This window comes from Oxalobacteraceae bacterium OTU3CINTB1, from assembly GCA_024123955.1.
GTDB lineage: Bacteria > Pseudomonadota > Gammaproteobacteria > Burkholderiales > Burkholderiaceae_D > Rugamonas.
In genome coordinates, this window is the sequence record CP099652.1 from 2,458,522 (window position 1) to 2,474,055 (window position 15,534).

Sequence of the window (15,534 nt, forward strand, 5' to 3'; positions counted from 1 at the left end):
GATTCAAGATGAAGAAGTCGCTGATCTCCGCAGTCGTCGCCGTCGGCCTGCTGGCCTTGTCCAGCGCCCCGAGTTACGCCGATGCGGCCCTGAGCCCCTCTGCATGCAGCACCACGCCTGCGCCGCGCAAAATCGAGTATCCGTGGATGTCGGTGGCGCGCTGGCACCAGATGTTCAACGAGGACGTCGCGGTGGCCGATGCCGGCAACGTCGATCTGCTGTTCGTCGGCGACTCCATCACCGAAGGCTGGAACCAGCAGATCTGGGACAAGTCCTTCGGCGCATGGAAGGCGGCCAATTTCGGCATCGGCGGCGACCACACCGGCAACGTGCTTTGGCGGCTAGACAACGGCCACGCCGAAAAGCTGCATCCCAAGCTGGTGGTGCTGACTATCGGCGTGAACAATTTCTTCCATTGTAATGCCGCCCCGGACGACGTGTTCGAAGGCGTGCAGGCGGTTGTCAAGAAGCTGCGCGCGCTGTACCCGGACGCGAAGATCCTGCTCAACGCCGTGCTGCCCTACGAGCAGTCGGCGCAGAGCCCGAAGCGGCAGCAGATCATTGAGTTGAACCGCAAGATAGCGACGCTGGGTGATGGCAAAACCATCATCTTCAAGGATTACGGCGCGCGCTTCCTGCTGTCGAACGGCGACATGTCGTCCGAGGTGATGGGCGACTTCCTGCACCCGACGCCCAAGGGGTATCAGATCTGGTCCGACGCGATGCTGCCGGATATACAAAAGCTGATGAAGTAATGAGCGGCGCCCGACGCCGTATCACCGGCGGCGCGGCATTGGTTGCCGCGCTATGGGCCCACGCCCCGCTGGTCGCGGCGGCGTCGATAACGGCCACCGATCGCCACGTCGCCCGGATGGGCCGAACCGATATCAACGCCGACGGCGTGGTGCGGTTCGGCTATCCGGGCGTTAGTTTTTATCTCAACTTCGAGGGCACGCGCCTCAGCGTCGAGGCGGAGGCCAGCGGCGAGAACAGCTACCTGGACGTGATCGTCGACGGCGTCGCGCGCAAGGTACGGCTGGCGTTCGGCAGGCAGACTGTCACCCTGGTCGACGGCGCCTCCGGCGGCAAGCACTCGGTGCAAATCGTCAACCGGTCCGAGACCTGGCATGGCACCGCCGCGCTGCTGCGCTTCGACACCGACGGTATATGGAACGCCGCACCCGTCCTCCCGCAACGCAAAATGCTGATACTGGGCGATTCCGTCACTTGCGGTGAGGCGATCGACCGCGTGGCAGGAGCGAAAAAGGATCCGTCCTGGTGGAACGCGCGTTCCTCTTACGGCATGCTGATGGCGCGCGAGTTGCGCGCGCAGGTGCAGCTGGTCTGCTACGGCGGACGAGGCTTGATACGCACATGGGACAACAAGACCGACGAACTGAATCTGCCGGACTATTATCAGCTGGCGATCCCGGACCGGAAAACGCCGGCACGCTGGAACCAGCGGGATTACCGGCCCGATGTGATACTCAGTGTGATCGGGACCAACGATTTCAATGGCGGGATTCCGGACCGCGAGCAATATGTGGGCACCTACGTGCGGTTCGTGCGGACGATACTGAAAGATCATCCGCAGGCGCGGATCGTGTTGACCGAGGGCGGTTTGGTGACCGGCGAGAAGAGGGCGGCGCTGATCGAATATATCGCCGAGACGGTAAAGCGGGTGGGGGACAAAAGGGTGCGCGCGATCGCGTCGAAGCCCTATTCGGGCGATGCGGATGATGGGCATCCGACCAGGGAGCAAACCGTCAATATCGCCAACGATTTGCTCCCGCAGGTACGTTCCGTCATGAGTTGGTGAGTGTTTGGGCCGCCGACGGAGCTTGGCGGATTACGCTGCGCTAATCCGCCCTACGTGTCTCCGTCTTAACTGGTATGTGATAAACCGAGGAGACACGTAGGGCGGATTAGGCGGAACGCCGTAATCCGCCAAACGCCTTAGTAGCTCGCGCCGACCCGGAACCCGAACATGCGAGGCTGTACGAAATTGGCCTCCATGAACCCACCAAACACCGAATTGCCGCTCAACTTCGCGTGGCTGTTCGAGATGTTGCGAACATACAGCTCCGCGTGCCATTTGTCTTCCGGCGCCTCCAGCCGCACCGACGCGTCGCCCATCGCATACGCCTTCTGATAACGGCCGATGTGAGCGAACTCCGAATTGAGCATGTCGAAGTAAGCCTTGTCGCGCCAGTTCACCTTCACGTACGGGATCACCTTGTAGCCGTTTTCAAACCCGAACTCCTGCGAGAAGTTGATGTTGAACTGGTACTTCGGCGTGTTCGGCAGGTGGTTGCCGTCGATGTTGGCCAGGCGGCGTCCCAGCAAGGTCTTGTCCGGACCGTTGTAGGCGGTCGGGCAGGCCGGCAGGCCCAGTTCCACGCGCACGTCGCACTGATAGTCGTCGCTGTACGAGTTGTAGTCGTGGATGCTCGAGTTGATGAACGCGAAACCGCCGCCGATACGGCCGCCGCGCCATGGCCTGTAGTCCCATTCCAGTTCCAGGCCCGGGATATTCACCTTGCCGACGTTGATGGTGCGCCAGCCTTCATACACGTCGCACTTCGGCTGGTCGGCCGGGCAGGGCAGGCCTGCCGAAGGAATGATCTGGTTGATGAAGTAGGTGCCGGTCACCTGCATGTCCTTGTACTTCATGAAGAACGCGGTGGCCGAAAGGCTCAAACGGTTGTCCAGGAATTTACCCTTGAATCCCAGTTCATAGTTGGTGACGGTCTCCGGCTCGTAAGGCAGGAACGTCTCGACGCCAGGTTTGCCGTCGGCGCACAGGCGGTAGTTGCAGCTGTCGGTCTTGTCGGCGAAGCCGCCGGCCTTGTAGCCGGTCGACACGGAGGCGTACACCATCTTGTTGTTGTCCAGTTGCTTTTGCAGGCCGGCGCGCCACGTCACTTTTTTCCATTCCTGTTTATGGTCGTTCGAGGTCGGCGCGCCGTACAGGTGGTATGCCGCCACGCTGCCGCCCATTGCCGGCGTCAGGTCGGTGCCGTCGTGGACGCGGAAGCCGGGCGTGCCGGGCGTGCCTTGCGAATATAGGCCATTGTAGTAGGCCGAGTTGCCGATCCAGTTGGCGCCATAGACCTTGCCGCCCTTATCCTCTTTGCTGTCGATGCTATAGCGCGCGCCGAGGGTACCCGTCCACGTCGGGATGAACTTCCAGTCGGCTTGGGCGAAGACCGCCTTGGCGTCGACCTGGCGGTTAGGCTGGTTATACAGCACGCTGCCGACATCGCCGTACGGCTTCTGGATGGTGTTGGTCTGCTCGTAGTCGATGCGGTTACGCTCGTGCATCCAGAACAAGCCGCCGACATACTGCACATTGCCCAGCTGCTGCTTCAACTGCGCCTCGTGCACGGTCGACAGGTAGCGCGAGTCGAGCGTGCGGTGGAAGGAGTCGGTCAGCGGCCACGTGCCCCAGTTGCCATCGGCCGAATTCGGATACGCGCCATTGATCTGGAACGGCGCCGCGTGCTGCATGCCCAGATCGTCGTCGGTGATCTGCGAGCGGGTCTGGTCGGCGACCTGGAAGGTGTAGTCGAAGTTGGTGTGGTCGTTGATATTCCAGTTGATCCCCGTGCGCAGCGTCTTGATACTCAGGTCGTTCTGTCCGGGGACGTTGACGTTGATGTCCCACTTGCCCTGTCCGGGGCCGCAGGCGTAGCGGGTGCCGGCGGTGGCGTCGCAATCGCGGAAGGTGGCGCCGCCAGCGCCGGAATCCTGGAACTGCTCGTACGACGCCTTGGCCGTGATGTCCTTGTTGATCTTCAGGAGACCGGTCAGGCGGCCGGCCCATTCGTCCTGGTTGGTGTAGTAGTCGCTCGGGCCGATCACGCGGTTGAAGCGCTGGTCGACATCCGGCTTGCCGTTCGGGACCCAGCCCAGGGCCGGCGCGTTCGCTTCGCTCAGATCGCGCGTCTGGTTGGCGTAGCCGTCGCGCTTGACCTTCATGAACGTCGCGCGCAACGCCAGCGCGTCGTTGACGACGATATTCTGCACCACGGAGATCTGCTTCTTGCGGTAGTTGCCGATGTCGATATCGGCCCTGCCGTAGTTGCCCGTCCAATCCGGCTTGGCCGGAATCACGTTGACGCTGCCGCCGGTGGAGTTGCGGCCGAACAGCGTGCCTTGCGGGCCGCGCAGCACCTCGACCTGTTCCAGGTCGAACATCAGCGCCTGCGCGCCTTGTGGCCGCGGCGAGTACATGCCGTCGACATGGAAGCCGACCGCCGGATCGCCGGTCTCGGTGAAGTTGGTGGAGGTGATGCCGCGTATGGTGATCTGGACGGCCGAATCCTCGCCGGTGTTTTCGATCACGACGTTGGGCATCTCGCCGCTCAGGTCCGACAGGCTGGTGGCGCCCTTGCGCGTCAGTTGCTCCTGGCTGAGCGCCGCGACCGCGAGCGGGGTGCGCAGCAGCGAGGTGGAGTAGCGGGTCGCGGTGACGCGCACTTCCTGGATCTGGTCCGGATTGGCCGACGAAGCGGCGGGTGCTGCGGTCTGGGCCTCGGCGGTGGCTGCGGTCGCGGTGTCGGTCTGGGCCTGGGCACTCAACGTCATGAACGAACAAGCGCTGGCAACGGCCAGGCTCATGAGAGTACGTCTTGTGGGGTGCAACATTGTCTGTCTCCTCGATGTTTTTGGAATTATGGAAAGCGCCAGCGCCGCAGGTTGTCGGATACGGCTTAGCTTCCTGGCAATCCGGAGTATCGATGCGGAAATTTCGAGGGTCAAATGAAACTAAATTTGAAACCGATGTTTAACAAACTTTACTAAACACACAATATTTTGGTGTTTTTTGGTTACCGTGGCTGTGAGGACACAAGGCTGTAATTTCCCAAACTGTTTTGTAAAGATTTGCAAGCTTGCATTGCTTAGCGACGCGGCGCGGAAGGGGCGGAGCGTTGGCTTTGTAAAGAAATGTAAGCGGTCTCACCGGTGGAAAACGCGATTTTCTAATAAAAACAACGGCTTAGCGATGATTGAGGCGGCGCTGGCATGACTGGTATTGCACTGGTAGCATGACTCATCGATAACTTGGGGGAGCCCCATGCAAATGAGTGTGAACACAACGGAACAGCGGCCCCGCGACTCGTCGCGAACGGTATTGGTCGGCATGCTGTTCGTCGGCCTGCTGTTCTTCATTCTCGGCTTCGTCACCTGGCTGAACGGATCGCTGGTGCCCTTCCTCAAGATCGTCTGCGGCCTGAACAACTTCCAGGCGCTGTGGGTCACGTTCGCGTTCTACATCGCCTACACGGTGATGGCGCTGCCGGCCGCCGCCGTGCTGGGCCGGATCGGCTACAAAAAGGGCATGACCCTCGGACTGGGCATCATGGGCGCCGGCGCCTTGCTGTTCATTCCGGCGGCGCGCAGCACGCATTACGAGCTGTTCCTGGCGGCGCTGTTCACGCTGGCCACCGGCATGACCTTGATGCAGACGGCCATCAATCCCTACATCGTCCAGATCGGCGACCGCGACAGCGCGGCCATGCGCATCAGCATCATGGGCCTTTTCAACAAGGGCGCCGGCGTGGTCGTGCCGCTCGTGTTCAGCTCGCTGATGCTGGCCGATATCGACAGCTTCTCGCACACCGCGCTCGCCACCCTGGAGCCGGCCGCGCGCGACGCCATGCGCGCCACGCTGGCCGAGCGGCTGGTGTTCCCCTACGCCTGCATGGCCGCCGTGCTGTTCGTCATCATGGTGTTCATCCATTTTTCCAATCTGCGCGACATTCCGCCCGAAGCTGACGACGCCGCCGCCAACGTCGAGCGCACCGGCGTACTGCAATTCCCGCAGTTGGTACTGGGCGCGCTGGCCCTGTTCGGCTACGTCGGCGTCGAGGTGATCGCCGGCGACACCATCGGCCTGTACGGCCACGAACTGAACGTCGCCAACTTCGGCGTGCTCACGTCCTACACGATGGTGTGCATGGTGCTCGGCTACATCGTTGGCGTGGTGGCGATCCCGCGCTACCTGTCGCAGAAGGGCGCGCTGCTGTTGTCGGCGCTGCTCGGTCTGGCGCTGACGGTCGGTGTCGCAACCGGCTCCAGCCAGTCGAGCGGCATCGCCCAGGTGCTGCTGGGCTGGTCCGGCGTGCCGCTGGTGCCGGACACGGTCATGTGCCTGGCGCTGCTGGGACTGGCCAACGCGCTGGTGTGGCCGGCCATCTGGCCGCTGGCCCTGCAAGGCCTGGGACGCTACACCGCCGCCGGTTCGGCCGTGCTGGTGATGGCCATCTCCGGCGGCGCCGTGCTGCCGCTGCTGTATGGCCGCCTGTCCGATGCATCCGGTCCGCAAGCGGGCTACTGGCTGATGCTGCCTTGCTACGCGATGATTCTCTGGTACGCCGCGAGCGGCCACAAAATCCGCAACTGGCGTGGCGCTGGAAGTGTGTGAAAACGGTATATCGAAGCGGTTCCTTTTTTGAGTAGAAACAGGAGAATCAAATAATGACGACCACCACCAAGCCGCTGTTGAAGAAGCAGCTGTTACCCAAGCTGATCGTGCTGGCGCTGGCAAGCGCTTTCGCACCGCATTTGTACGCCGCCGCCGCTGACCAGGCGGTGGCGCAGGCCGCCGAGGCCGCGCCGGCGGGCGATCCGGCCGTGGTCGAGGTCAAGGGCATCCGCGAACGCCTCAAGCGCAATCTGGCCGAGAAGCGCGATTCGGGCAACGTGATCGACACGGTGACGGCGGAGGAGGTGGGCAAGTTCCCGGACAAGAACGTGGCCGATTCGCTGCAGCGCGTGCCCGGCATTTCGGTCGACCGCACCTGGGGCGAGGGCCGCGACATCTTCGTGCGCGGCACCGACAAGAACCTGAACTTGACGCAGCTGAACGGCCAGGCCGTGGCCTCGGGCTACTGGTGGAAAAACGATTCGCAGAGCCGTGGCTTTAACTACGACATCCTGGCCTCGGAGCTGGTCGGCAGCATCGACGTCTATAAAAGCCCGTCGCCCGACCTGGACGAGGGCAGCATCGGTGGCCTGGTCAACGTCAAGACCCGCAAGCCGTTCCAGCTGAAGCCTTTCGTGGCGCAGGTGTCGGCGGAAGCGACCTACAGCGAACTGCCGAAGAAAACCGATCCGCAGTTCTCCGGCCTGCTCAGCTGGACCAACGAACAGAAAACTTTCGGCGCGCTGGTCGCCGTGAGCCAGCAAAAGCGCACGATGCGCCGCGACGGCCTGGAAAACTTCACCGACACGACCAAGTACAACATCGTCGACCAGAACGGCGCGGTCACGCCGGGCGCCTACGCGTCGTGGGGCGGCGGCACGCCGATCTTCCGCCAGGACCGCGAACGCACCACCGGCAACATCACCCTGCAGGCGCGCCCGAACGCCAACACGGACATCTCGCTGAACTACATGAACTCCGACATGAGCATGGACAACAGCAACCAGAACTACCTGTGGCAAGCGGGCGGCCTGGTGGACGCCAAGGGCAATATCGCCGTCACCGATCCGCGCTTCATCACCACCTCGGACGGCACCAAGGCGCTGGTGGGCGGCACCGTGGGTCCGACCAACGGCGTATCGTTCGAGCCGATCTTCCGCCAGTCCTATGTCAAATCGCAGGTGCTGGACCTGGAAGGCACCTACGATGGCGACAACTGGAAGTTCCACGGCCAGGCCGGCACCACCAAGGGCTCCGGCGGCAGCGACCATGACCGCAATTTCTGGTTCACCGGGAATACGCGCGCCACGTTCAACCTGGCGCCCGACACGTACGAGATCAAATACCTGGATATGAATCCGCTGGATCCGACCAAACTGACCTTGCAAAGCACGCGCGACTGGATACGCCGCATGGAGACCAAGGAGAACTACGCCCAGGGCGATCTGACGATAGACCTCGATAACGCCTTCTTCAAATCGATCAAGGTCGGCGTCAAGCTGCGCGACACCAAGGTGCAGAACCGCCGCACCATCGGCACCAATGGTCCCGGCAATCCTGGCTGGGAAACGCTGACATTGGCCGACCTGTCGACCGGGCCGTCGCCGCTGATCTCGCAGGAGGCGGCCAGCGCCGGCTCGCTGACGCAGTACGCCTGGGTCGATGACGGGCTGGCGTCGTCGCGGGGCTTCGCGATGTTCGACAAGGGCATGGTCTACGCCGAGGCGAAGGGCGAGTACTACCGCATCAAGGAGAAGATCTACGCCACCTACGTCCGCGCCGACTTCGCGGTGGGGCAGTGGCGCGGCGACTTCGGCGCGCGCCTGGTCAAGACCGACCAGACCTCCGAAGCCTACCAGGACCTGAACGGCAACGGCAACTACGTGTTGGGCAGCGTCTCGCGCACCTACAACGATGTGCTGCCCAGCCTTAACGCGGTCTACTCGGTGAACAAGGATTTGCTGGTGCGCGGCGCCGTGGCGCGGGTGATGGCGCGTAATACCTACAGCGATTTGAGCGCCAGCACGGAAGTCAGCGGCACCACCAACGCCGCCACCGCCGGCAATCCTTTCCTCAAACCTTACCACGCCAACCAGGCGGAGATCGGCGCCGAGTGGTACTACGCCGACGCCTCGCTGCTGTCGGCGACGCTGTTCGCCAAGAAGCTCGATACCTTCGTCTACACGCAAAGCGCGCTGGAAAACGTCGGCGGCGTCACCCGCTCGGTCACGCGGCCATACAACGCCGGCAGCGGACAGACCGTCAACGGCCTGGAACTCCAGTGGCAGCAGGTGTTCGGCAGCGGCTTTGGCGCCGTCGTCAACTACACCTTCACCGACGCCAAGACCGGCGCCAACGCCAACGGCCAGAAGCTCAATGTGATCGGTAACTCGCGCAACCAGGCCAATGTCAGCGGCTTCTTCGAAAAGGGCGGTTACAGCGCGCGGCTGTCTTACAACTACCGATCCAAATCCTACGGCGGCCTGAATGAGGGCGGCCAGGATGTCACCAGCGCCTACGGCCAGTGGGACGCGTCGGCCAGCTGGGACGTGACGCCTAAAATCAGCTTGTACCTGACGGCGGTGAATATCGGGAATGAACTGATACGGACCAATACCACCGACGGCCTGCCGGTGGGCGTGTATGAGAACGGCGCCCGGTATAGTGTCGGCGTCAAGGCAAAGTTTTAATCGTTAATCGTCACCCAGGGGAGTGGAATGCTGAATCGGAAAACGGCCGGCGGTATCGGATTGGCGTCACTGTCATTGTCGTTGTTGATGTCGGCGATGCCGGCCACGCTGGCGCGGGCGGCGGAGGCCGCGCAATCGGGCAAGCCGGCCGTGGCGCGGGAGTCGGCGCCTGCCAGCGCTTCCGCTGCCGCTGGGGCTAATCTGCGTCTGCGCTGGGAGCTGGAGCGCAATGAATTCACTTCCCAGGCGCCGGGCGGCATCACGCATGCGCGTTTCATCCTCACCAATCTGGATAAGGCCCCACTGCCGCCGCAAGGCTGGTCGCTTTACTTCAACTGCATGGACGGCGTTGCGACCGGACCGCTGGCCGGCAATCTGACGGTGGAGAAGGTCGCGGGGGGCTTTTACCGCATCCGTCCCGCCCCCGGGTTCGCCGGCGTGGCGCCGGGCCAGACGTTGAATGTGCCGTACATCCATCCCAACCTGGTGATCAAGCTGGCGAAGGCGCCGGCCGGCCCCTATCTTGTCTACGACAGCGCGCCCGGTGTTGGCCATAACATCGTGGACTACCAACTGCTGCCAGTCGAGCGCCACGAACAACTGGACAAGGGCGGCAGCGGCGCCAAGCCCGTCGTCACGCCGCAGGACACCTACCGCCGCAACGCCAATGCCGATCTTCTGCCGGCGCAGGCGCTGCCCCCGTTGTTCCCGACGCCGCTGCGGCTGGAGCAGGGCCAAGGCAGGCTGCGGGTGACCGCGCAGCCGAAACTCATCGCGCCGGCCGCATTGAAAACAGAGACCGCCTTCGCGCGCTCGCTGTTTTCGCCGGCCTTGCCGGTTGCCGGCACCCACACCGGCTCCGGCGCGCCTGATCTGCGCCTGAGCGTCGGCGCGGTCGCCGGTCAAACTTCGCCGGAGGCCTACAGCCTGACCATCAAGGCGGATAGCGGCATCGCCATCGTCGGCAACAGCGCGGCAGGCGTGGCCTACGGATTGCAATCGCTGCGCGACCTGATGCCTTTACCTGGCGCGGGCACCGGCGGCATCGATCTGCCGGAGTTGACCGTCGTCGACGCGCCACGTTTTCCGTATCGCGGTTTCCAGTTGGACGTCAGCCGCAACTTCCACACAAAACAGACCGTGTTCAAGCTGCTGGACCTGATGGCGCGCTACAAGCTCAATACCTTCCACTTCCACTTGACCGACGACGAAGGCTGGCGGCTGGAGATCGCCGGCCTGCCGGAGCTGACCGGCATCGGCGCGGTGCGGGGCCACAGTGCCAAGCCGGGCCTGCGCCTGCAACCGGCCTACGGCTCCGGCGCCAATCCGGACAACGCCACCGGCACCGGCTACTACACCCGCGCCGACTACATCGAGATACTGCGCTACGCGGCGGCGCGGCACATCGACGTGATTCCAGAGATCGAGATGCCGGGCCATGCCCGCGCGGCGGTGCAGGCGATGGAGGCGCGCTATCATCGCCTCAAGGCCGCCGGCAACCGCGACGCGGCGAAATACCTTCTGAATGACTTCGAGGACAAATCCGTCTACAGCTCGCCGCAGCATTACAACGACCATGTGATCAATCCCGGGCTCGAATCGAGCTTCACGTTCATCGAACATGTGGTTGGCCAGGTCGCCGCGCTGCACCGCGAGGCCGGCGTCAAGCTGCGCACCATCCACGTCGGCGGCGACGAACTGCCGCACGGCGCATGGGAAAAATCGCCGGCCAGCCTGGCGGTCATGAAACAGAAAAAGCTGGAGACCGTCGCCGATCTGTGGGACTACTTCTACGACCGCGTCGACGTCATCCTGCGCAAGCAAGGGCTGTTCGCCTCCGGTTGGGAGGAGATGGCCGCGCGCGCCACCATGCTGCGCGGGCAGCACAAGCTGATTCCGAACCCCCGCTTTACGCAGCGCGGCTTCAGCGCCTACGTCTGGAACAACACCGAGGGCGCCGAGGACTTTGCCTACCGTTTGGCCAACGCCGGCTACGACATCGTGCTGGCGCCGGTGACCAAGATGTATATGGACATGGCCTACAACCCCAATCCCGAGGAGCCGGGCGTCAACTGGGGCGACTACGTCGAGCTGGATACGGTGTACGACTTCATCCCGCTGGACTACCTGAAGAACGCCGCCAAGCCGCTGCCCGGCAAGGATGCGCTGACCGATTTCGGCAAGCGCCGCGTGCGTGGGCTGGAAGCGACTTTATTCACCGAGACGGTGCTGACTCCGGACCGCATCGACTATCTGGTCATGCCGCGACTGCTGGCGATGGCCGAACGCTCCTGGGCGCCGGACCCCACCTGGGCCACGGAAAACGATCCGGACAAAGCCGCCGTGCTGCACCGCGCCGCATGGTCGGGGTTTGTCAATACGCTGAGCCAGCGCCTGCTGCCGCGTCTCGACCTGGAAAAAACGGGCGTCAATTACCGCATCGCGCCTCCCGGACTGCTGGTCGAGGGCGGCCGGGTGTTGGTCAACCACGTCCTGCCGGGCATCCAGATGCGCTATACCGTTAACGGGGCGTCGCCGGACGCCAACAGCAAACCGGTGACGGGACCGATAGCGGAGAAGGGCGTCATCCAGGTTGCCGCCTTCGACCGCAACGGCCGGGCGGGGTTGGCGGCGCGCGTGGAAAACCGCTAAATCACCGGGTTGACGATCCGTCCCCGGTGGCGATCATCTCCGCTATAATCATCCCACTGTTTTTTCAGGATGATGAGTGATAGCGTCGATGGAAAAAGTACTCCCGCCCCGGTTAGGCCGGTTACGATTTCGTTCGAGCGCGCGCCGCGCACCCGCCATCCGCGCATTCACGTTCGGCCTGTTCGCGACGATGGCCGGCGCCGCCAGTTGCGGTCCCTTGCCGCCGATGCCGCAGGTTTCGCCGGGCCCACCATCGGCGCAAGCCCCCGCCAACACCTTGCAAGTGCTGCACTGGTGGACCTCCGCCAGCGAGCGCAAGGCGGCGGACTTGCTGGCCGCGCGCATGGCCGACGAAGGACTGGCGTGGAAGGACGCCGCCATTCCCGGCGGCGCCGGCATCGGTGCCGGCAAGGTGCTCAAGGGCCGCGTGCTGGCCGGCGACGCGCCGCAGGTCACGCAGATCATCGGCGCCTCGGTCGCCGAATGGGCCCAACTGGGACTGCTGCTCGACATCGACAGCGTCGCCAGCGCCGGCGACTGGAAAGGCTTCATGTTCCCAACGGTCCAAAAGTTGATCCAGCACCGCGGCCATGTGGTGGCGGCGCCGCTAGGCATCCACCGCGTCAACACCTTGTACTACAACCGCGCACTGTTCGCCCGGCTCAAACTTGCGCCGCCGCGCACCTGGGCCGAATTCGAGGCGACCGCGCGCAAGCTCAAAGCCGCCGGGGTGGCGCCGCTGGCGCAGAGCACCGAGTCGTGGCAGGTGGCCGCGCTGTTCGAGAATCTGGTGCTGGCCGAGAGCGGGCCGGAGTTCTATCGCGAGCTGCTGGTCAAGCGCAGCCCGGCCGCCGCCGCCGACCGCCGCACCGCCGAGGCGCTGGAACGGCTGCGCATCGTCAAGGGCTGGATCGGCCGCGAGATGGAAGAGCGGCCTTGGCCCGAGGTGGTGCGCTATTTCGCGCGCGGCGAGGCGGGCATGATGATCATGGGCGACTGGGCCAAGCCGGAGCTGGCCGAACGCGGCATGACGCTGGACGAGGACTACGGCTGCGCCGCCGCCCCGGGAACGGCCAGGTATCACCTCTACAGCGTCGACACGCTGACCATGTTTGCCGGCGACCAGCGCCACATACCGTCGCAGGAGAAGATGGCGCGCCTGCTGGTGTCGCCTTCGGTGCAGGCCGATTTCAACGCGCTCAAAGGCGCGGTCCCGGTGCGGCGCGACGCCGACCCTGCGCGCATGGACGGCTGCGCGCGCGCCTCGTGGACCATCTTCGCGCAGGGGACGGCGGTGCAGGCTCCGAGCCTGGTGCACCGCATGGCCTCCGACGAGGCCAGCCGCGACGCCATCATCGCCGAGGTGCACCGCTATTTTCTCGACGACAGGGCCACGCCGGCGGAGGCGCAGCGCCGTCTCGGCGCGCTGTTCCGACTGTTCAACCTCAGAAGCCAAGGAGCCCCCGGTGCGTAAGATACTGATCGTGGATGATGACCAAAAAACCCGCGTGCTGCTCAAGACCTATCTGGAGAAGAACCAGTACGAGGTGATTTTGTCGCACAACGGCGAGAGCTTCCTGGCCGAGCTGCACGCGCACGGCGACGAGCTGTCGCTGGTGATCCTCGACGTCATGCTGCCGGACACCGACGGCTTCGCGCTGTGCAAGCAGGTGCGCCAGCGCTCCAACGTCGCCATCATCATGCTCACCGCCAGCTCCGACGAAACGGACCGCATCGTCGGCCTGGAACTGGGCGCCGACGACTACATCGCCAAGCCATACAGCCCGCGCGAGCTGCTGGCGCGCATCAAGGCCATCCTGCGCCGCAGCGCGGCCGAGCCGCCATCGGCGCGTTACTACCGGTTTGTCGGGTTTACGCTGGACCTGAAGGAGCGCAAGGTGGTCGACCGCGACGGCAATCCGGTGGTGCTGACCGGGCTCGATTTCCAGCTGCTCAAATACTTCGCCGAGCATCCGGGCGTGATCCTCGACCGCGGCGTGTTGTGCGAGGAGACGCGCGGGCGCGATGCCGGCCCGCTGGACCGCTCGCTCGACGTCCAGATCAGCCGCCTGCGGCTGCGGCTCAACGACGACGGCAAGCAGCCGGCCCTGATCAAGACGGTGCGCGGCGCCGGCTACGTGTTCTCGGCCGATGTCAGCGTCTCGCATGCCTAGACGCCTGCCCGCGCTGTTGGACAAGCTCCTGCCGCAATCGCTGCTGGGGCGACTGACCCTGGTGATGGTGGCGGGACTGCTGGTGACGCAGCTGGCCGCCAGCATGATCTGGGCCACCCAACTGCGCGCCAAGTCCCAGGTGGAGGCGCAATCGGCGTCGCAGTACGTGGCGCACAGCGCGTCCGGCGCGATCCGGTTCTTCCGCAGCCTGCCGGCCAACTACCGCCTGCTGCTGATCCAGCAATTGCGCGAGATGGGTGGCACGCGCTTTTTCGTCAATCTCAATCGGGCCTACGTGCCGGTGACGCAAATCGCCGAGCATCCGCTGGCGCGCAGCGTCATTGACACCGTCGGTGCGACGCTCAAGAACGATCTGCCGCATTCCCCCGCCTTCCACCTGGCGTTCGCGTGGCCGGATCAACTGGTGGTGTCGGAAAACGACGTTCACCTGAGCGACCTGCCGGACGCCTGGGTGCAGCACGTCCTGCTGCTGCAGCCGGACCCCGCGCCCATCCTGGTCATCCAGACCGAGATCGAACCTGGCAACTGGCTGTACATGGCGGCGCTGATGCCCAATCCGTATTTTTTAAGTACTAACGATCCGCTGGCGTGGGACCGGCTTGCGCTGCAAGGGCTGTCGCTGGCGGCCGTGCTGCTGCTATGCCTTTTGGTGGTGCGCTGGATCACGCGGCCGCTGGCGGCGCTGTCGGAAGCCGCCGCCGCCTTCGGCAACGGCCAGGACGACCGCGCGACGCCGCTGCCGGAGACGGGCAGCCGGGAATTCATCAACACCGCGCGCGCCTTCAGCGCCATGCGCGAACGCATCCAGCGCTACATCGAGGACCGCGACCGGCTGTTCATCTCGATCTCGCACGATTTGCGCACCCCGATCACGCGCCTCAAGCTGCGCTCCGAACTGCTCGACGACGAAGCCCTGCGCAACGAATTCGAGGAGGACCTCGATGAACTGGACATGATGGTCAAGGGCGCGCTGCAATGCGTGAAGGACAGCGACATCCACGAGAACCCGGCCGAGGTCAAGCTGGACGCCTTGCTGGGACGCCTGGTGCGCAGCGCGCGGCTGGCCGGGCACGAGGTGGGCTATCGCGACAGCGGGCTGTCGGTGCGCGCCAAGCCGCTGGCGCTCAAGCGGGCCATCGGCAACCTGCTCGACAACGCGCTGTTCTACGGCGACCGCGCCGAGATCGACGTGCGCGGCGCGCCTGGCGCGGTGGCCATCGCCGTGCGCGATCACGGTCCGGGCGTGCCGGAGGAGGCCTTCGCCAGCCTGTTCCAGCCCTATGTGCGGCTCGAGCACGGCCGCGAGCAGAACGACGGCGGCATGGGCCTGGGGCTGGGCATCGCCCGCAGCATCATCGAAGCGCACGGCGGCGAGCTGATACTGGAAAACCACCCGGAAGGCGGCCTGAACGCGACCATCCGCCTGCCGGCCTGAGCAACGCCAGGCGCCCACCGTCGCCCATTCCCTATTTTCGACGCCCGGTCGCCGTTTTGTGCAGTTCATCGCAATCCGGGCCGGCGTCGCGCCAGCGATTGATATAGTCACCACCCACATCATGGGCGGTTG

General features: G+C 64.3%; 9 protein-coding genes. 8 read left to right on the forward strand and 1 reads right to left on the reverse strand.

Translation table 11 applies throughout. The features are described from left to right. Window positions 1-8: 8 nt before the first annotated feature. Both NHH73_10725 and NHH73_10730 read left to right on the forward strand, forming a co-directional pair. Window positions 9-755 carry a GDSL-type esterase/lipase family protein gene (locus NHH73_10725; protein ID USX28720.1) on the forward strand — a complete coding sequence of 249 codons (747 nt, stop codon included), beginning with the start codon at window positions 9-11 and terminating at the stop codon, window positions 753-755. Continuing rightward, window positions 755-1,819 (forward strand): GDSL-type esterase/lipase family protein, encoded by a 1,065-nt coding sequence (locus NHH73_10730; GenBank protein ID USX28721.1) that lies wholly within the window; start codon window positions 755-757, stop codon window positions 1,817-1,819. Before NHH73_10725 ends, NHH73_10730 begins: the two co-directional genes overlap by 1 nt. Before the next feature lie 137 nt (window positions 1,820-1,956). Here the strand turns inward: NHH73_10730 and NHH73_10735 are convergent, their stop codons facing one another. Next, window positions 1,957-4,623, reverse strand: a complete 2,667-nt coding sequence (locus NHH73_10735; protein ID USX28722.1) for a TonB-dependent receptor — start codon at window positions 4,621-4,623, stop codon at window positions 1,957-1,959. Window positions 4,624-5,092: 469 nt separating this feature from the next. Here NHH73_10735 and NHH73_10740 point away from each other — a divergent pair, with 469 nt between their 5' ends. The 6 genes from NHH73_10740 (at window position 5,093) to NHH73_10765 (ending at window position 15,402) form a co-directional block, all read left to right on the forward strand. Next, window positions 5,093-6,430 carry a sugar MFS transporter gene (locus tag NHH73_10740; GenBank protein ID USX28723.1) on the forward strand — a complete coding sequence of 446 codons (1,338 nt, stop codon included), beginning with the start codon at window positions 5,093-5,095 and terminating at the stop codon, window positions 6,428-6,430. 53 nt (window positions 6,431-6,483) lie between these two features. After that, a complete protein-coding gene (locus NHH73_10745) occupies window positions 6,484-9,120 on the forward strand; it encodes a TonB-dependent receptor (GenBank protein USX28724.1) in 2,637 nt (878 codons plus the stop codon). Between the two features lie 27 nt (window positions 9,121-9,147). Continuing rightward, window positions 9,148-11,772, forward strand: a complete 2,625-nt coding sequence (locus tag NHH73_10750) for a carbohydate-binding domain-containing protein (protein ID USX28725.1) — start codon at window positions 9,148-9,150, stop codon at window positions 11,770-11,772. Window positions 11,773-11,860: 88 nt separating this feature from the next. After that, window positions 11,861-13,246, forward strand: coding sequence for an ABC transporter substrate-binding protein (locus tag NHH73_10755; GenBank protein ID USX28726.1), 1,386 nt, complete (start codon window positions 11,861-11,863; stop codon window positions 13,244-13,246). Beyond that, entirely contained in the window at window positions 13,239-13,946 is a 708-nt protein-coding gene (locus tag NHH73_10760; GenBank protein USX28727.1) for a response regulator transcription factor, read from the forward strand. The genes NHH73_10755 and NHH73_10760 overlap by 8 nt, the downstream gene beginning before the upstream one ends. After that, on the forward strand, window positions 13,939-15,402 hold the full coding sequence (locus NHH73_10765; protein USX28728.1) for an ATP-binding protein: 1,464 nt from the start codon (window positions 13,939-13,941) through the stop codon (window positions 15,400-15,402). Before NHH73_10760 ends, NHH73_10765 begins: the two co-directional genes overlap by 8 nt. Window positions 15,403-15,534: the final 132 nt, after the last annotated feature.